This is a genomic window from Haloprofundus sp. MHR1 (assembly GCF_005155585.1).
Lineage (GTDB): Archaea > Halobacteriota > Halobacteria > Halobacteriales > Haloferacaceae > Haloprofundus > Haloprofundus halophilus.
Map to the genome: position 1 here is coordinate 1,111,847 of NZ_CP039833.1, position 18,321 is coordinate 1,130,167.

The window sequence follows — 18,321 nt, forward strand, 5'->3', positions numbered from 1 at the left end:
CTCCGTCTCTCTTCTCACCGCTCCTTTCTCGCCGCACCAGCCGCGTTCGACAGCGGTCGCGCCGTCACGTCTCGACCGTCGATTCCAGCGGTACCGAGTCGCGGCGGTACGCCTCGAAGACGCGGCGCGCCCACTCGCGGGCGATACCGTCGTCGGTGTCGACGAAGACGCGCATCGTCCCGGTCTCGTCGTCGTAACCGCCGATACCGACGCGGCCGTCGAAGATGGCGAGGCCGTACGGGAGCGCCTCGCGGGTCCGCAACGCGAGGTGTCCGTGTCCGATGGCGTCGGCGACCTGCTCGGGGTGCGTCGAGCGGAGCGTCTCGACGACGACGGGGAGGTAGATTAGCTCGGTCTCGGTGTCGTCGAACAGCGAGGCGTAGAATCGCCCGACGCCCGGCGGGACCATGTGCGTCGTGTTGAACCCGCGGAAGGTGTCGCTGTTCTCCAGGAGTGAGAGGAACCGTTCGACGGGTTTGTAGGGGTCCTCGGGCGTCGGCGTCGTCACGACGGCGTCGGCGAACGGTTCGATGATGAACTCCTTGTGGTCGGGGCAGATACACTCCAAGAGCGGTTCGAGTCGGGCCGCCGCGCGGAGGTTCCGCTCGAAGCGAAGCACCTCCTCGGCGACCGTCTCCCCGTGCCCGGTGAGACCCCAAAGACCGTCGCGACGCTCGGCCAACCCCTGTTGTTCGAGCCAACGCGTGAATCGGTGGCTGGTCGCGCGCGAGACGCCCAACTGCGTCTGGATGTCCCGCCTGTCCGACGGCCCCTCGATGAGCAGTTCCAGAAGTTCCCGGTGTCGGAGCACGTCCAGCAGCTCGTCCGTCTCCAGTCGTCGGCGTCCGGTCTCTCGCTCCAGCGAGTCCCGCCGGAGCGCGTACGACTGCTGGAGTAGCTCCTCGAATAGCGATGTTCCGTTCATTGTCTCCCCCGTGAGGTGCCCTCACAGAATCGGAGGCCGTGTCACGCCATAACCCTTGTCTCAGGGGTCGAGACACGTCGCTTCTCGGAGTATTACTCTCAGAAATTAACTATAGCAGGGTCGGTCGCCTCCGATTCTCTATGGCAGAGACAGCCGACACGACGACACCGACCCCGACCGACCGGACCGAAGCGCTCGCCGAGGAACTGTTCGCCGGCACGAACGCGGCCCTCACGCTGTTCAGCGTCTACCTCGGAACGCGACTCGAACTGTACGACGCGCTCGCGGCGGCGGGAGCGCAGACGTCCGCCGAACTCGCCGCGCGCACCGGAACCGACGAGCGGTACGTCCGCGAGTGGCTCGAACACCAGACCGTCTCGAACGTCCTCGCCGTCGACGACGAGCGCGCCCCGGCGGACGAGCGACGCTACTCGCTCCCCGAAGCGCACGAACCCGTCCTCGTCGACGCCGACAGCCTCTACTACCTCGCGCCGCTGGCGCAGGCGGCCGCCGGCCTCGTCGGTCCCTTAGAGGATGTCGTCGACGCCTACCGCACCGGCGAGGGCGTCGCCTTCGCCGACTACGGGGCTGACCTCCACGAGGGGCAGGCGGCGATGAACCGCCCGGCGTTCCTCTACCTGCTCGGCGAAGAGTGGCTACCGAGCATCCCCGACGTTCACGAGCGACTCTCCTCGGAGACGCCCGCCCGCGTCGCCGACATCGGCTGCGGCCACGGTTGGTCGAGCGTCGGTATCGCGCAGGCGTACCCGAACGTCAGAGTCGACGGCTACGACCTCGACGAGGCGTCTATCGACGCGGCGAGACGGAACGCCGAGGCGTACGGCGTCGCGGACCGCGTCACGTTCGAGGTGCGCGACGCCAGCGACCCGGAGTTGGAAGGCACGTACGACCTCGTCACCGCCTTCGAGTGCGTCCACGACATGGCCGACCCGGTCGGCGCGCTGGCGACGATGCGCCGCCTCGCCAACGGCGACGGCGTCGTCGTCGTGATGGACGAACGCGTCGGCGACGAGTTCAGCGCCCACGCGGGCGAGATGGAGCAGTTCCTCTACGGCTGCAGCGTCTTCCACTGCCTGCCCGTCGGGCGCGTCGGCGAGCACTCGGCCGCGACGGGGACCGTGATGCGAACCGAGACGCTCCGCGGCTACGCCGAGGAGGCGGGCTTCGGGACGTTCGAGGTGCTGCCGATCGAGAACGAGTTCTGGCGGTTCTACCGCCTGGAGGCCTGAGATGAGCGCGACGGCTTCCACGGAGAAAGCGTCGGTCCCGTGGCGCTCGCCGGTCGTCCAGGTCGTCCTCGCGAGCACGCTGCTCGCGCCGCTGGGCGTCCCCTTGGTCAGTCCGGCGCTGCCGGTCATCAGAGACGTCTTCGGCGTGACGGACGCCGCGGCGAGCCTGCTCATCACCGCGTACTTCCTGACGGGCATCGTCCTCTCGCCGTTCATCGGGATGCTCGCCGACCGAATCGGCCGGCGGCGCGTGCTCGTCGTGAGCCTCCTGGTCTTCGGTCTCTCCGGCGGCGCGGTGTACGTCGCCGCCGACTTCGCGACGGTGCTCGCGCTCCGCCTCGTCGGCGGGACCGCGGCGGCGGGGGTGTTCATCACGACCGTCACCATCATCGGCGACGCGTTCGACGGCGTCCAGCGCAACGCCGTCCTCGGCGCGAACACGGCGTTGCTGTCGGCGGGCGCGGCGGCGTTTCCCATCGTCGGCGGCGCGCTCGTCGCCTACGGCTGGAACGTCCCGTTTCTCGCCTACCTGCTGGCCGTGCCGCTTGCGGTCGTCGCGTGGTTCGCCCTCGCCGACCTCGAACACGACACCGAACCCGAGGACGAGGGACCAGTCCGGTACCTTCGCGGCGTCGCGGCGTCGCTCGTCGCCTCCGGAACCGTCGTGTACTACGTCGCGACGTTCGCCGCGGAGTTTCTCTTCTTCGGCGCGGTGCTGACGACGCTGCCGTTTCTCCTGACGGGAACGTTCGCGCTCACGCCGCTTCTCGTCGGGCTGACGCTGACCGCGGCGGAGGTGGTCGCCGTCGGCGTCTCGGCGGCCAACGGCCGGTTCGCGGCGCACGCCTCCAACGGGACGCTCGTGGCCGCCGGCTTCGCCTGCGCGGCCGTCGGCCTCGTCATCGCGTGGGGCGCTACCGGCCTCGGCCCCGCGTCGGCGGTTTCGGGCGTGCTCGTCGTCGGCGTCGGCGTGCTGTTCGTCGGCGCGAGTGCGGGGCTCGTCCTCCCCTCCGTCGACGCCGAGGTGAGTCGGCTCGTCCCGACGCACTTCCGCGCCGGTGCGCTCAGTCTGCGCAACAGCGCCACGTTCCTCGGGCGCGCCGCCGGACCCATCGTCTTCGCTGGCGTCGCCGTCGCGGCCGGCTACGCGACGTTGCTTCTGGCTGCGGGCGTCGCGTCGCTCGTTTGCGCCGTTGCGCTCGCGGTGCTGACCGGCCGCGTCGTCGACGATGCGGCCGACGAGGCGGTCGTCGACGAGGCCGTCACCGCGTCGGAGGCGCGCTGAAATGGCCGCCAAACGACGCGAGGACGGTTCTCCGCCGTTCACCGCCGCCGACATCCCCGTCCAGTCGTCGTGGCCGGAGTTGACCTGCTACGGCTGCGGCCCGGCGAACCCGCACGGCCACCACCTGCACAGCTATCTGAGCGACGACGGCGAGTCGCTGGTGGCAACGGTCGACCCCGACGCTCGGTACAACGCGGGTGCGCCGAACGTGATGTACGGCGGCTACGTCGCCTCGCTGCTCGACTGCCACTCGATATGGACCGCGATGACGTTCGCGGCACAGGCCGAGGGGATACCGCTCGACAGCGACCCGCACGTCGCCTACGTCACCGCCGAGTTGCGCGTCGAGTATCGGCGACCGACGCCGCTGGACCGACCGATTCGTCTCCGCGCGTGGGTCGACGGCGACGTGGGTCGGCGGATGCGTATCCGGAGCGAACTCGGCCCCGAGGGCGAGGTGACGGCGACGGGGACCGTCGTCGCGGTGCGGGTCGCCTGACGCCCGCGGCCGTCGACGCTCGGCACTCTGCGCTCGACGCTCGACCGTCGCCCCCGGGAGCGACACCCTTAACCCCGAAAACCGACGACACGGAGGTAATGAATCGACTCGTCGCCCACGCGGAGGTCCCACCGACGCGATGAGTACCGACAGCCCCGACGCCTCCGAAGAGGAACCCGAAGCGTTCCGCGAGGCGTGTGCCGAACTCGCCCGACGCATCGTCGACGGCGAGATCGACCGCGACGACCTCGAATCCGAGAAGCTGAGCGTCTGCTCGGAGTTCTCCTCGCCGAAGGTGCCGAAGAACGCCGAGATTCTCGAACACGCGCCCGACGAGCACCGCGACGACGTGAAGGAGGTCGTCCGCCGGAAACCCGTCCGGACGGCGTCGGGCGTCTCGCCTGTCGCCATCATGACGTCTCCCGAGATGTGCCCGCACGGGAAGTGTCTGTACTGCCCCGGCGGGCCGGCGTCGGAGTTCTCCTCCTCGCAGAGCTACACGGGCCACGAACCCGCCGCCGCCCGCGGGGTGCAGAACGACTACGACCCGTACGGGCAGGTGACGCTCCGGCTCGAACAGCTCCGGCACATCGGCCACCCCGTCGACAAGGTCGAACTCATCCTGATGGGCGGGACGATGACTGCGCGGAGCCACGACTACCAGGAGTGGTTCGTCAAGCGCGCGCTGGAGGCGATGAACGACTACGACCTCGACGAAGAGCCGGCGCCCGCCGAGGACCAGTCGTTCAAGCCCGACCCCGACGAGGTCGAGTTCCGCTACCTGGAGGACGTCATCGCCGAGAACGAAACCGGAGACATCCGGAACATCGGGACGACGTTCGAGACCAAACCCGACTGGTGCGACCCCGAGCAGATAGACAGAATGCTCGACTTGGGCGCGACGAAGGTGGAAGTCGGCGTCCAGACGACGTACGAGCGCATCAACCGCGAGATGCACCGCGGCCACGGCAATCAGGCCTCCATCGACGCCAATCGCCGCCTCCGCGACGCGGCGTTCAAGGTCGGCTTCCACATGATGCCCGGTCAGCCGGGGATGACCCGCGAGATGTGCATCGAGGACTTCCGCCAGCTGTTCGAGAACCCGCAGTGGCGACCCGACTACCTCAAAATCTACCCGACGCTCGTGGTCCGCGGGACGCGCATCTACGACTGGTGGCGGCGCGACGACTTCGACCCGCTGACGAACGAGGAGGCCGCCGACATCGTCGCCGAGGCGATGGGGAAGATTCCGAAGTACACGCGCCTCCAGCGCGTCCAGCGCGACATCCCCGCGGACTTCATCGACGCCGGGGTCTGGAAGTCGAATCTGCGTCAGTTGGCCGAACAGCGCGCCGAAGAGCGAGGAATCGAACTCCGCGACATCCGCGCCCGCGAGGTGGGGATGAACGAGGCGAACCCCAACCCGGAGGACGTGGAACTCGACGTGATGACGTACGAAGCCGGCGGCGGCGTCGAGAAGTTCATCAGTTTCGAGGACACCGAACAGGACTTACTCGTCGGCTTCTGTCGGCTCCGCTTCCCGTCGTACTCGCACGCCGCCCCCGACGGCGGCGCGGAACTCTCCGCGCGCGACCCGGTGCGTCGCGAACTCGAAGACGCGGCGCTCGTCCGCGAACTCCACGTCTACGGGAGCGAGGCGGGCATCGGTGCGGAGGGCGAATGGCAGCACAAGGGCTACGGGAAGAAGCTGTTGAGAGAGGCCGAGGATATCGCCACAGACGCCGGATTCGAGAAGATTTCGGTCATCTCCGGCATCGGCGTCCGGCAGTACTACCGCGAGAAGATGGGCTACCACCAGGACGGACCGTACGTCAGCAAGCGGCTGTAGCTGCCCTCGACGCCGCTCCGTGAGCGAGTGAAACGAGCGAACGGGCCGAGGAGGAGCGGAGACGCCATCGGCGTCGGAGTGACCGACGAGCGCTTTTGGCCGAGCTTTTGCCGAGGGCCGCTTGCGGCCCGCAGCGCAAAAGGTCGTCGTGGCATCGGCGTCCGGCAGTACTACCGCGAGAAGATGGGCTACCACCAGGACGGACCGTACGTCAGCAAGCGGCTGTAGCTGTCCTCGTCACCGTTCCGTGAGCGAGTGAAACGAGCGAACGGGCCGAGGAGGAGCGGAGACGGACCGTGCCACTTCTCTGAGATACCGTTGTCGATTATTGTACGTCACTGCGGAAGAACTGCCAAATAGACCAATTTGTTCGCCACAATTTCCAAAATTTTTGAAGTAGTAGAGACTTTTGATGGTAGAACACCAGATACTGCATGGAGGAAACTCGAAATGATAGACACGTCACGTCGAACAGCACTGAAAGTTCTCGGGGGGAGCGCACTAGCGTTGGGAGCGGGGTCCCAAACCGTCGCCGCACAGCAGCAGCAAACCGTCCGGGCGAGGGCGGTCCACGCGTCGCCAGACGCGCCAGCCGTCGACGTCTACATAGACGGCGACGCCGCGGTCGAAGGTCTGGAGTTCCAGGACGTCAGTCCGTACCTGTCGGTCCCGGCCGGGACGTACCAGGTCGCCATCGCCCCCGCGGGTGCCGGCGAAGACCAAGCGGTGATAGACCAGGAGGTCTCACTCGAGAAGGGTAACTACTCGCTGGCTGCCATCGGGCAGGTGAGCGACGGAAGCATCCAGCCGCTCGTTACGCGGACGCCGGTCATCCACGGTCAGGCGGAACAGGCGTTAGCGGTCGCGCAAGCAGTGCACGCGGCGCCCGACGCGCCACCGGTCGACGTGACGGCCGTCGTCGAGGACGAACAGCTCAACCGGCAGCTACGGATGCTCCCGCCGGAGCTGGTGATGGGTATTCCGGAGAGCCAACTCCGGTTCACCGACGAGGACCAGGCCGAACTGACGCTCATCGACGGGCTCAGTTTCGGTAACGCGAGCGACCCGCTGCCGGTGCCGGCGACCGAGTACACCCTGCAGATTCGCGCCGCGACGCCGAGCAACGACGGCGACGTGGTAGCGAGCGTTCCCGTCGCACTCGACGGTGGCGTCAGCTACACCGCCTTCGCCTCCGGCTACCTCGAACCGCCGCAGGAGATCGTCGACGAGCTCGGTAACCGCGACTTCGAGCTGTTCTTCGGGACGACCGAATAGACGCCGACGAGCGGTCGCGGGAACGACACGCCTTTTTTGCCGCCGCGGGAACCGAACGACATGGACCCAAAGCGGGAGCTTTCGAGCATCGACCTCGCCGCGCTCGTCACCGAGCTGCGCCGATACGAGGGCGCGAAGGTCGACAAGGCCTATCTGTACGGCGACGACCTCCTGCGCCTCAAGATGCGGGATTTCGACCGCGGCCGCGTCGAGCTGCTCGTGGAAGTCGGCGACGTCAAGCGCGCGCACGTCGCCGCCGCAGAGCACGTGCCGGACGCCCCCGGCCGCCCACCGAACTTCGCGAAGATGCTCCGCAACCGCCTGTCGGGCGCGGACTTCGCCGGCGTCGAGCAGTTCGAGTTCGACCGGATTCTCGTCTTCCGCTTCGAGCGACCGGACGCCGACACCGAGATCGTCGCGGAACTGTTCGGTCAAGGAAACGTCGCCGTCCTGGACGAGAACCGCGAAGTGGTGAGCAGCCTCTCGACGGTGCGGCTCAAATCGCGGACCGTCGCGCCGGGGAGTCAGTACGAGTTCCCGAACTCGCGGGTGAACCCCCTCGACGTGCGCTACGAAGCGTTCGCGCACAAGATGGACGACTCCGACACCGACGTCGTGCGGACGCTCGCGACGCAGCTCAACCTCGGCGGTCTCTACGCCGAGGAGGTGTGCAGTCGCGCGGGCGTCGAGAAGACGCTCGACATCGCCGACGCGGGCGACGAGCAGTACGAGAAACTGTACGACGCGCTCGGCCGACTTCGAGACCAACTCACCCAGGGGGAGTTCGACCCGCGCGTCTACCTCGAAGACGACGCCGTCGTCGACGTGACCCCGTTCCCGCTCGAAGAGCACGAATCCGAAGGGTTGGACGCCGAGGCGTACGACTCGTTCAACGAGGCGCTCGACGAGTACTTCTACCGCCTCGACCGCAGCAACGACGACGGGAGCGGCGGGAGCGGGGCCGCTGGTGACACCGGCAGACCCGACTTCGAAGAGGAGATAGAGAAGAAAAAGCGCATCGTCGAACAGCAGGAGGGCGCTATCAGCGGCTTCGACGAGCAGGCGCAGGAGGAACGCGAGCGCGCCGAACAGGTGTACGCGCGCTACGACCTCGTGAACGAGATTCTGACGACGATACGCGGCGCGCGCGAGCAGGGCGTTCCGTGGGACGAGATCGGCGAGAAGTTCGAGGAGGGGAAGGAACAGGGAATCGACGCGGCCGAGGCCGTCCGCGGCGTCGACGGAGCGAACGGCACCGTCACCGTCGCACTCGACGACACGACGGTGACGCTCGACGTGTCGATGGGCGTCGAGAAGAACGCCGACCGGCTGTACAAGGAGGCAAAGCGCGTCGAGGAGAAGAAGGAGGGCGCGCTCGAAGCCATCGAGAACACCCGCGAACAGCTGGAGGCGCTCGAAAAACGCCGCGAGGAGTGGGAGGCCGACGACGAGGGCGAAGCGGCCGACGACGACGAGGACGACGAACGCGAGGAGATAGATTGGCTCTCGCGGGAGTCGGTGCCGATTCGCCAGCAGGACCACTGGTTCGAGCGGTTCCGCTGGTTCCGCACCAGCGACGGCTTCCTCGTCATCGGCGGGCGCAACGCCGACCAGAACGAGGAGCTGGTGAAGAAGTATCTCGGCAAAGGGGACCTCTTCTTCCACACGCAGGCCCGCGGCGGCCCGGTGACGATTCTGAAAGCGACCGGCCCGAGCGAGCCCGCCCGCGACGTGGAGATACCCGAGCGGAGCAGGGAGGAAGCGGCGCAGTTCGCCGTCTCCTACGCCTCCGTCTGGAAGGAGGGGCGCTTCGCCGAGGACGCGTACATGGTGACTCACGATCAGGTGTCGAAGACGCCCGAGAGCGGCGAGTACGTCGAGAAGGGGTCGTTCGTGATTCGCGGCGACCGGACGTACTACCGCGACGTGAAAGCCGAAGTCGCCGTCGGCATCGCCTGCGAACCCGAGACGCGCGTCGTCGGCGGACCGCCGTCGGCCATCGAACCGCAGGCCGAAACGTCGATTCGGGTCCGACCGGGTCGCTACGCGCAGAACGACATGGCGCAGATGTGCTACCGCGAACTCCGCAAGCGGTTCGCCGACCAGTCGTTCGTCCGTAAAGTTGCGAGCGCGGATAAGATTCAGGAGTTCCTCCCGCCGGGCGGCAGCGAGATGGTCGAGTAAAGGGGGAAGAAAACCGTCCCGAACCCCGGACAATCCGTTTTCCACGGAGAAAGAGATATATCCTCACGAGGAGTATCAAGAGGCTGAGAACTACACGAGGAGCGTCGCGTTCGTCACGAACGCCCGAGCGACTCGCGGGGGTTCTCGGAGAACATCATGCTTACCGAATCACTCTCGTACGTGCGAAACAGCGACGACTGGGCGAAGAACGTCCTCATCGGCGGAATCCTCAGTCTGCTCGGCTTCCTCGTCGTCCCGACGTTCCTCGTCATCGGCTATCTGCTCCGCGTCGTCCGCAGTTCTATGCGCGGCGACGAGGAACCGCCCGCGTTCGACGAGTGGGGTGAGATGGGCGTCGACGGGCTGAAAGGGTTCGCTATCGCCCTCGCGTACGGCCTCGTCCCCGTGGTCCTGGCCGTCGTGTTCGCGGTGCTCGCCGGCCTGACGGCCAACGGCGGGAACGTCGGCGTCGTCAGCGGTCTCTTCGGTCTCGTCGGCGCGCTCCTCGTCTTCGTGACGGGGTTGGCCGTCGCCTACGCGCTGCCCGCCGGACTGGCGAACTACGCCGAGACCGGCCGGATGGGTGCCGCGTTCGACACCGGAACGCTCCGCTCGACGCTCACCTCCGGAACCTACGCGACGGCGTGGGTGACGGCGGTTGTCGTCTTCCTCGCCGCCGGCCTCGTCGCGGGCGCGTTGAACTTCGTTCCGGTGCTCGGCACCGTCGTCGGCGTGTTCGTCACGTTCTACGCCGCCGTCGCCGGCTACTACATCATCGGTCGCGCCTGGGGTGAGATGCACCCCGTGGAGCTGTCCGACGGTGAACTGTCCGACGGCGAGATATCCGACGAGCGCGCCGCCATCTGAGCGCCGCCGGCGACCGACTCGATTTTTTCTGACGGACTGCGTCGGAGGTACGGTTATGTGTCGACGGTTCGACTGTGCGAGTAGATGTTCCGCGACGCGCTGAACGCACCGGCCCGAACCGCCGACGCGATTCAGACGCTGTTCTTCGGTGGGTTTCTCTCGCTTCTGGCTCTCGCCTTTCCGCTCGGCTGGCTGGCGGCGGTCGCTACCGTGCCGCTTTCCGTCCTCGCGCTCCCGCTCGCAGTTCTACCGTCGCTGTTGCTTCGGGGCTACTACGTCCGGACGATGCAAGCGGGATTCGAGAGACGAGACGCCGCGCCGTCGTTCGTGCAGTGGAGCGGACTCGTTCGGGACGGAGTCCGGTCGTACGTCGTCGCATTCGTCTACTTGCTGCCGGTCGTCACGCTGTGGCTCCTCGTCGCAGCGACGGCGATACCAGTTCAGCTACGTGGCGTCGCGGGAGACGCTGGCGGAAGTTTGATCGCCATCTCGGCGGCGCTCTCGGCGGTCGTCAGCGTGCTCTACCTGCCACTCTTCGCGTACCTGTACCCGGCTGCGCTCGTGAGCTACGCAGCGACGGGGCGGCTCGGCGCGGCGTTCTCGCCGCGGACCGTCGGCCGCGTCCTCGTCGACCGGGAGTACGCAACCGGGTGGCTGCTGGCGAGCGGACTGCTGTCGGTCGTCGTCTTCGTCGGCCTCCCGCTGTCGCTGTTTCTCGTCGGCGTGGTCGCCGTTTTCTACCTCCAGACCGTCGTGTATTCGGTGTACGGTCGGGCCGCGCGGACGGCCCTGGCGACCGAACTCGACGACGGGAGGCCGAAACCCGAGACGCCCCGACGCGAACCCGAAGCGGCGGCGGCGGTCCAGGTCGGGCGAAGCGTCGCGTCCACCGGGGGTCGTCTCGAAGTCACCGTTCCGGTCGACAACCCGGACGACGCCGAGAGAACGTCTCCACGGGAACCGACCGACGACGCGCTGACGACCGACGACGCGCTGACGGCTGACGACGCGCTGACGACCGACGAGACGACCGAGTAGACGGAGGCCGTTCGGCGACGACGAGTCCGGGGGTGTCGCACTCCAGCGACGCGGAGCGATACCGTGAAGCGACTCGCTCGAAAACGACCCACCGATGCTACGGGAGTCGCTTCGGTATCCGCTCGGCGGCGACGGCGCAGCAGAGCGGATAATCGTCGGCGGCGGTCTCCACGTCGTCACCGCGTTCGTCCCGCTCGTGCCGCTGATTCTGGTGTTCGGCTACCTCGTTCGGGTGCTCGACCACGTCGGCGACGGTCCCGCGGCGTTCAGAGACGGGACGCCGCCGGGATTCGGGGACTGGCGCGCACTCGTCGTCGACGGGGTGAAGGCGACGCTGGTGATTCTCTGCTACGTCGCGGGTCCGCTCGTCGTGCTGCTCGTAACCCTCGGTGGAGCGAGCGAACTGTCGCCGGAGACGTTGGCCGGAACGGCCAGTATCGCCGTCCTCGCCGGGTCGACGGCGGCGCTGCTCGCGGCGCTCGGTGTCGCGTACCTCCTCCCGGCGGCGCTCGCGGGGTACGCGCGCGAGCGTCGGCTGCGAGCCGCGTTCGACCGGTCTCTGCTTCGGACGACGGCGACCGACGCGCGCTACTTCGTCGCCGTCGTCGCCGCCGCCGGCCTCCTGAGCGTCGCTGCGGTGCTGTCGTCGTTGGGCGCACCTCGGTCGGTTCCCCGATTCGTCGGCTTCTTCCTGTTGTTCTACGCGGAAGTCGCGGCGGCGGCGCTGGTCGGCCGCGTTCTCGGCGAGAGCGTCCCGGCGGGAGAGAACGTCCCGGCGGGGCGAACAGAGGCGGGTTGACGCACGGCTACCGCGACTGACTGGCGAACTGGTGGTCGTCGTCTCGGTCTGCGGGCGGCGACCACGCGACGGCTTCGACCCCGCTCCGACGGTTGCTCGGAGCGACCCGCAGTCAGGTTTCGACGCACGGGACGGAGTGGCCCCGTTATCCCTCATAAGGGTTCGTTGCGCGTCTCCTTCTGCACGTCGTCGGCTGTCACGGTCGCACGCGGCCGCGACTGCGACGATGCAAAGCCACCTTAACCCCCGAGGGCGAGATTCGAACATGCGAATCGCAGGCCGTGGTCGCGGCGAGGAGGGGCGCGAGCGCATCACGCTCGTCCCCGAGAACGTCGACGACCTCTGGCACCTCTCGTACGTACTCGAGCCCGGCGACCGCGTCTCGGGCGACACGACCCGGCGCATCCAGCGGGCCGACGACCAGATGCGCGACACCGGCGGCGAGCGCGAGCACCTCAACGTCACCATCGAAGTCGACGACGTGGAGTTCGCCCGCTTCGCCAACCGTCTTCGGGTCGGCGGCGTCATCGTCGGCTGTTCCCGCGAGGACCAACTCGGCCACCACCACACGCTCAACGTCGAGGAGCGCGGCGAGATAACCGTCGAGAAACACTTCAAGCCCGACCAGATAGACCGCATCGAGGAGGCCGAACGAGCCACCGAGAACCCCGACGTGGTCATCGCCACCGTCGAGGAGGGCGAGGCGTACATCCACACCGTCGCGCAGTACGGCACCGAGGAGTACGCGTCGTTCACCGCGCCGACGGGGAAGGGCGAGTACGCCCGCCCGCGGAGCGAGCTGTTCGACGAACTGGGCTCCGCGCTGTCGCACGTCGACGCCGACACCGTGATTCTGGCCGGCCCGGGCTTCACGAAGCAGGACGCCCGCGACCACATCGCCGACAACTACCCCGAGGTGGCCGAGAAGCTGACGACCGTCGACACCGCGAGCGTCGGCGACCGCGGCGTCCACGAGGTGCTGAAACGCGGGGCGGTCGACGACGTGCAGAAGGAGACGCGCATCGCCCGCGAGGCCGAGCGCATCGACGACCTGATGGAGCGCATCGCAGAGGGCGCGAAGGCCGCCTACGGCGTCGAGCAGGTGGCACAGGCCGCGGAGTTCGGCGCGATAGAGGAGCTGTTGATATTGGACTCCCGCCTGCGCGACGAGCGGCAGGGCCGCGGCGACTGGGAGCGGGACGTCAACGAGATAATCGAGACCGTCGAGCAGAAGGGCGGCGAGGTCACGGTGTTCTCGGCGGAGTTCCAACCCGGCCAGCAGTTGAAGAACCTCGGCGGCGTCGCGGCGCTGCTCCGCTACCGGCTCGAATAGCGCTCCGGGTCGTCGTTTCTCCGCCTGCGGTCGACGCATTCACCCGTGAGAGACCGTCACGTCTCGGGGATGACGCTTTTGCCCGTCGAATCCTACCTCCGTCCGTGGCGCGCCGCAGACGGGACGGACGGACGGCGACCGACCGGTTCGAGCGGTGGCTCGGCTTCGTCTTCTTCGCGGCGATGGAGGTGTCGTTCCTCACGCTACCGGTGCTCGTGCTCTTGCTGGGCGTTCGGCCCGCGGGGCCGGTGTCGGCAGCAGCGCTGGCCTCGCTTTCGATCGCCGTCGTCGCCGTCGGCAGTTTCCGGGGGCGGTATCTCGACGTCGGCGCGTGGCCGCGCGTCGGTCAGGTTCGGACGATGCCGATTCGGTCGGCGTACTACGGCGGCGCCGTCGCCGCCGGGACGCTGCTCGGTACCGAACTCTACCTCCGTACCGGCGTCGGCTGGTTGGGCGTCTTCGCCCCGGTCGTCTTCGTCTTGCTCGCGTTAGCGGCGTTTCCCCGTGCGCTCGATGGGCTGTTCCGCATCTCCCGAGCGACCATCTAACTCTAACCGGCGGCGGGCCGAAACGGAGCCCGCTCACTCGCCGGTGAGCGCCTCGCTGGCGGGCGCGAGGCCGATGGACGTTCCGAGCCCGTCGTCGCGCGCCTTCTCGTACAGCATGTACGCCGCGGCGACCGTCTCGATACCGGTACCGCCGCTGTCGAACAGCGTGATCTCCTCGTCGTTCTCGCGTCCCGGCACCCCGCCGGCGACCACGTCGCCGAGTTCGGCGTAGATGTCCTCCTCGGTGACGACGCCCTCCTCCATCGCGTGGAGGAACGCCCCGGCGTCTCTGGTCGCGCGCGCTCGGAGGTCGGGGACGTACTTCGCGCGCTCTATCGTCGTCGTGTCGACCTCTCGTTTGTCGGCGTTGTACTGGCCCATCGCCGTGACGTGAGTCCCCGGTTCGAGCAGGTCGCCGTCGAACACCGGTTCAGAGGCGTTCGTCGCGGTGACGACGACGTCCGCGCCCTCGACGGCGGCGGCGCTGGAGGCGACGGCGGCGACGCTCGCGTCCAGCAGTCGGTCCATCTCCCCGGCGAACGACTCGCGGTTCTCCTTCGTCGGCGAGTACACCCAGACGGTGTCGAGGTCGCGGACCGCGGCCGTCGCGCGCAACTGGCCGCGGGCCTGGGCACCGCTGCCGATGATGGCGACCGACTCGGCGTCCTCGCGGGCGAGGGCGTCGACGGCGACGCCGCCCGCCGCACCCGTCTTGAAGGGGTTCATGCTCGCGCCGTCGAGCAACGCGAGCGGTTCCCCCGACTCGGCGTCGAAAAGCGGTGTCATGAACCAGGCGTCGCGCTCGCCGAAGCCCGCCGCGTACATGTAGCCGCCCATCGCGCCCGTCTCGGGGAGGACGGCGGCGTAGGTGGTGAACATCCCCGGCGGGTCGCCGTTGACGAGTTTGGTCCGGGGCTCGGCCGGCGCGCCCTCGCCGCGTTGCCGATACCCCTCTCGCACTGCGTCGACGTACTCTGCGGGCGTTGCGAGTCCGGCGACGTCCTCGCTCGTGAGAAACAACGCGTCTGTCATACCCGACGAGACGGACGCGGGACCTAAAACCGTGAGGGCGTCGGACAGAAAGACGAGAGCTCGCCGAGGAGGCGAAGAAACGACGGGAGAACGCGACCCCGAGAAGAGAGGAGAGAGAGGATGGAGAAGAGAGAGGAGAGAGAAGGGTCGGGAGCAGACTCAGTCGGCGTTGAGTTGCTGGCTCTGGGCGTTCTGCGAAACTGCACCGGGCTGACTCTCCACCGGACCGTTGACGAACAGCGCGTGGCCCATGATGCCGACGGAGCCCATCGCCGCGATAGGGACGGCGGTCGTGAGACCGACGCCGGTGATGGTGAGTATTGCAGTGACTCCGAACAACACCAGAGGAATGAGCCCGAGAACGTAGTCGTAGTATCCCGTCATAATGTATTACAAAGTATGCACGGGGGATATATAATTCTTTCCTGTGACTAAACGGCAACCACCAGAAAATCAGTGGGTGAGATTTCTATAACTTATGAGAATACGAGCTCGCTCCGCGGTTTCGTCGAGCGAGAGAACTGCTCTGAAGAGAGTCGCGTTTCGAGCTTCGAGACGGCCGATATCGGCGGCTGTCGTGAAATCCTAGCGTGTGTAGGTATCTCAAAGGTAGCTTGCAGCGTTCGTGTGACGACTCCGCTATTCTCCTTCGGTACCGCGCGTCGGCCGGGGGTTTCGTCCGGTTTGCCCCCATCGGTGAGTTAAACCGTTCCGTCGTCAGAATCACCACCGTGAACCGCAACGACCGTTCGATCGTGGCGCTCGTGATGCTCGCACACGGGATGGTCCACACCTACGAGTTGTCCGTTCCCATCTTCGTCACTATCTGGTTGAGCGAGTTCGAGACCATCAATCTCGGTCTCGCCCAGTTTCCGGTGAACTCGGCGACGCTCGGCTTGGTCGTCACCGCCGGTTACGGGCTCTTCGGCCTCGGCGCGCTTCCCGGCGGCGTACTCGTCGACCGACTCGGCTCGCGCCGCCTCATCACGCTCTGTCTACTCGGGATGTCCGTGTCGTTCTTCGTGCTCGGCGTCTCGCCGAGCGTTCTCGCCATCGCCGCCGCCTTCCTCTGTTGGGGCGCGGCCGCGAGCGTCTACCACCCGGCGGGACTGGCGCTCATCAGCAAGGGCGTCGAGGAACGCGGCACCGGTTTCGCGTACCACGGGATGGCCGGAAACATCGGCATCGGCCTCGGCCCGCTCGTCGCCGCCGTTCTCCTCTTGTTCGTCGACTGGCGCATCGTCGCGATCATCCTCGCCGTCCCGGCGCTTCTGGCGGCGCTGTTCGCCAACCGCGCCGAGTTCGACGAGACCGCGGCCGTGAGGGGTGCGACGGCCGAGACCGACGGGGGAACCTCCGGGTCCGACGACCCGGAGGCTCGCCAGTCGGCGGAGTCGTCCGGCGGCGGCTCCAAGGCCGACGCCGGCGTCGAGTCGTGGGGCGAGTTCGTCACCGAGTCGAGACGGCTGTTCGCCGGCAGTTTCGTCTTCGTCTTCGTCGTGGTGATGTGCTCGGGGCTGTACTACCGCGGCGTTCTCACGTTCCTGCCGCAGTTGCTGTCGGGACTGCCGGGCGTCGACCCCGTGTCGATTTCGTCGTTGGTCCCCGGCGACTTGCTCGCGTCGGTCGGCCTGGAAGCCTCCGGAGATCGCCAACTCAACCCCGAGCGCTACATCTACTCGGGGCTGCTCATGATCGGCGTCCTCGGCCAGTACGCGGGCGGGAAACTGACCGACAGCGTCGCTCCCGAGAAGGGTATCGCCGGCGCGTTCGCCGGACTGGCGATTCTCGCGCTCGTCTTCCTCCCGGTGGCGAATCTGGGTGTCGTCCCGCTGCTCGTCGTCGCCGCGGTTCTCGGCTTCGCGCTGTTCGTCGTGCAACCGCTGTACCAGGCGACCGTCGCGGAGTACACGCCCGCCGGGACGCGCGGACTCTCGTACGGCTACACCTACCTCGGCGTCTTCGGCGTCGGCGCGCTCGGCGGCGCTATCGCGGGCGCGATTCTCGAGTACGCGTCGCCGGACGTGCTGTTCGTCACGCTCGCCGGCTTCGCCGCACTCGCGTCGCTGGTCGGCGTGTATCTCTCGCGGAACGCGTCGACGGCCTGAGTCGGTCTCGACCGCCGGAGCGGGAGTCTGTTTTCAGCGCACTTTGAACACGAGCCACCGGTAGACGCCGAGGCCGACGCCGACGGTGACGAGCGAGATGACGATGAAGATGGGGTCGGCACCGCCCTCGAAGAACGGTGAGGCGCGGAGGCCGAGCCCGATGATGTCCGCCGGAACCCACGACCGAACGGCGAGCGGAATCGACGCCTTCGCGGACTCGCCCGCGCCGGCGGAGTACGCGCCGACCAGCGGCGCGCAGACGAGCCAGCCGACGTAGAACGGTACGAGCGTCGAGAGCCAACCGACGGTGTCGGTCGTGAGGTAAGAGACGCCGTTGTGCGTGACGACGCCGAACGTGAGCACGAGGCCGATGACGAGCAGGTCGCCGACGGCCAAGGGCAGCGTTCCCCTGTCGATTCGTTGGTCCCAGAACGATTCCGATTGGGTGGCCATATCGGGAGATTCGCATGGGGCCTAATGATTGTCCGGTTTGTCGTCTTCGCACGTGAGAGCGTGACACGCTGGTCGCAGTGCGGCGTCCCGCTCGCGGTCGCTTCCGACGAAGCGGACGGGTCGACCGCGGACCGCGCAGTTCGACTGCGAACCACACTGTTCGACTCGGACCACACAGTTCGGCTGCGGACCACACAGTTCGACTCGGACCGCACGGCCTTTGTCGCGGCGTGCGAATCGGACGGTATGGAGTACCGCGTGCTCGGCTGGCCGGCGGACGGGCCGACGCTGCGCCTCGACTACCGGCAGTTCAGCTACGCCGGGAAGTTTGTCATGTCGAACACGGGGAAAGCGGTCGTCCGCGTCGACGACGAGACATCGGCCGAGGAAGCGCGAGGGGCGGACGACGGTGACGAGTTCGACCGCGACGTGCTCGCCGCCGTCGCGTTCAACGAGGACCGAACGGACTCCGGTACGCTCTGGATTCGTTACGTCACCGTGCGCCAGGATTTCCGCGGCGACGGACTCGGACCGGGACTCGTCGCGTTTCTCGCGGAGCGAGCGACGGGTCGAGGGTACCGCCGTCTCCGAATCGCGGTCAACAACCCGTTCGCCTACGAGGCGCTGTACAAAGCCGGGTTCGCGTACACGGGTCGGCAGACCGGGTTGGCGGAGTTGGTGCTGGAGCGCCAGTTGGGCGACGAGTGCGGCGAGGAGACGGACTACCGCGAGCGCGGCCGCTACCAGTCCGGACTGGACGTCTATCGAGCGCGCGACCTCGGCGACGACGAGCGAGCGTTTCTCGGATCGAGAGTCGACGCCGACCCGCCGGAACGAATCGACGCGCCCGAAAGGGCGGACGTTTAACTCCGAGAC

The 18,321-nt window shown here is 67.5% G+C and carries 17 protein-coding genes; 13 read left to right on the forward strand and 4 right to left on the reverse strand.

Features of this window, described 5'->3' with window-relative positions; genetic code table 11:
- Window positions 1-64 precede the first annotated feature (64 nt).
- Window positions 65-925, reverse strand: a complete 861-nt coding sequence (locus FCF25_RS05620) for a winged helix-turn-helix domain-containing protein (RefSeq protein ID WP_137047598.1) — start codon at window positions 923-925, stop codon at window positions 65-67.
- Window positions 926-1,065: 140 nt separating this feature from the next.
- On the opposite strand from FCF25_RS05620, the gene FCF25_RS05625 reads away from it, so the two are divergent.
- The 11 genes from FCF25_RS05625 (at window position 1,066) to FCF25_RS05675 (ending at window position 13,852) form a co-directional block, all read left to right on the forward strand.
- On the forward strand, window positions 1,066-2,175 hold the full coding sequence (locus tag FCF25_RS05625; RefSeq protein ID WP_137047600.1) for a trans-aconitate 2-methyltransferase: 1,110 nt from the start codon (window positions 1,066-1,068) through the stop codon (window positions 2,173-2,175).
- 1 nt (window position 2,176) lies between these two features.
- Window positions 2,177-3,460 (forward strand): MFS transporter, encoded by a 1,284-nt coding sequence (locus FCF25_RS05630; RefSeq protein ID WP_137047602.1) that lies wholly within the window; start codon window positions 2,177-2,179, stop codon window positions 3,458-3,460.
- 1 nt (window position 3,461) lies between these two features.
- Window positions 3,462-3,959, forward strand: a complete 498-nt coding sequence (locus tag FCF25_RS05635) for a PaaI family thioesterase (RefSeq protein WP_157972754.1) — start codon at window positions 3,462-3,464, stop codon at window positions 3,957-3,959.
- A 139-nt stretch (window positions 3,960-4,098) separates the two neighbouring features.
- A complete protein-coding gene (locus FCF25_RS05640) occupies window positions 4,099-5,808 on the forward strand; it encodes a tRNA uridine(34) 5-carboxymethylaminomethyl modification radical SAM/GNAT enzyme Elp3 (RefSeq protein WP_117595182.1) in 1,710 nt (569 codons plus the stop codon).
- Between the two features lie 450 nt (window positions 5,809-6,258).
- Window positions 6,259-7,083: a DUF4397 domain-containing protein gene (locus tag FCF25_RS05645; RefSeq protein ID WP_137047604.1), complete on the forward strand. Its 825-nt coding sequence runs from the start codon at window positions 6,259-6,261 to the stop codon at window positions 7,081-7,083.
- A 60-nt stretch (window positions 7,084-7,143) separates the two neighbouring features.
- A complete protein-coding gene (rqcH, locus tag FCF25_RS05650; protein ID WP_137047606.1) occupies window positions 7,144-9,267 on the forward strand; it encodes a ribosome rescue protein RqcH in 2,124 nt (707 codons plus the stop codon).
- A gap of 156 nt (window positions 9,268-9,423) precedes the next feature.
- Complete coding sequence (locus FCF25_RS05655; RefSeq protein ID WP_117595185.1) at window positions 9,424-10,134, forward strand: DUF4013 domain-containing protein; 711 nt, start codon at window positions 9,424-9,426, stop codon at window positions 10,132-10,134.
- Between the two features lie 84 nt (window positions 10,135-10,218).
- Window positions 10,219-11,172 carry a DUF4013 domain-containing protein gene (locus tag FCF25_RS05660; protein ID WP_137047608.1) on the forward strand — a complete coding sequence of 318 codons (954 nt, stop codon included), beginning with the start codon at window positions 10,219-10,221 and terminating at the stop codon, window positions 11,170-11,172.
- A gap of 94 nt (window positions 11,173-11,266) precedes the next feature.
- Window positions 11,267-11,971, forward strand: coding sequence for a DUF4013 domain-containing protein (locus tag FCF25_RS05665; RefSeq protein ID WP_137047610.1), 705 nt, complete (start codon window positions 11,267-11,269; stop codon window positions 11,969-11,971).
- A 265-nt stretch (window positions 11,972-12,236) separates the two neighbouring features.
- Window positions 12,237-13,304: an mRNA surveillance protein pelota gene (locus FCF25_RS05670; protein ID WP_117595188.1), complete on the forward strand. Its 1,068-nt coding sequence runs from the start codon at window positions 12,237-12,239 to the stop codon at window positions 13,302-13,304.
- A gap of 104 nt (window positions 13,305-13,408) precedes the next feature.
- Window positions 13,409-13,852, forward strand: coding sequence for a hypothetical protein (locus FCF25_RS05675; protein WP_137047612.1), 444 nt, complete (start codon window positions 13,409-13,411; stop codon window positions 13,850-13,852).
- A gap of 33 nt (window positions 13,853-13,885) precedes the next feature.
- Here the strand turns inward: FCF25_RS05675 and FCF25_RS05680 are convergent, their stop codons facing one another.
- Both FCF25_RS05680 and FCF25_RS05685 read right to left on the reverse strand, forming a co-directional pair.
- Entirely contained in the window at window positions 13,886-14,884 is a 999-nt protein-coding gene (locus tag FCF25_RS05680; RefSeq protein WP_137047614.1) for an ornithine cyclodeaminase family protein, read from the reverse strand.
- A gap of 159 nt (window positions 14,885-15,043) precedes the next feature.
- A complete protein-coding gene (locus FCF25_RS05685) occupies window positions 15,044-15,268 on the reverse strand; it encodes a hypothetical protein (RefSeq protein WP_117595190.1) in 225 nt (74 codons plus the stop codon).
- Window positions 15,269-15,615: 347 nt separating this feature from the next.
- Between FCF25_RS05685 and FCF25_RS05690 the strand changes: the two genes are divergently transcribed.
- Window positions 15,616-16,992, forward strand: coding sequence for an MFS transporter (locus FCF25_RS05690; protein ID WP_137047615.1), 1,377 nt, complete (start codon window positions 15,616-15,618; stop codon window positions 16,990-16,992).
- A 33-nt stretch (window positions 16,993-17,025) separates the two neighbouring features.
- Here FCF25_RS05690 and FCF25_RS05695 read toward each other — a convergent pair whose 3' ends face one another.
- Entirely contained in the window at window positions 17,026-17,445 is a 420-nt protein-coding gene (locus tag FCF25_RS05695; RefSeq protein ID WP_137047617.1) for a DUF3054 domain-containing protein, read from the reverse strand.
- A 246-nt stretch (window positions 17,446-17,691) separates the two neighbouring features.
- Here FCF25_RS05695 and FCF25_RS05700 point away from each other — a divergent pair, with 246 nt between their 5' ends.
- Complete coding sequence (locus FCF25_RS05700; protein ID WP_137047619.1) at window positions 17,692-18,312, forward strand: N-acetyltransferase; 621 nt, start codon at window positions 17,692-17,694, stop codon at window positions 18,310-18,312.
- The last annotated feature ends 9 nt before the right edge of the window (window positions 18,313-18,321 follow it).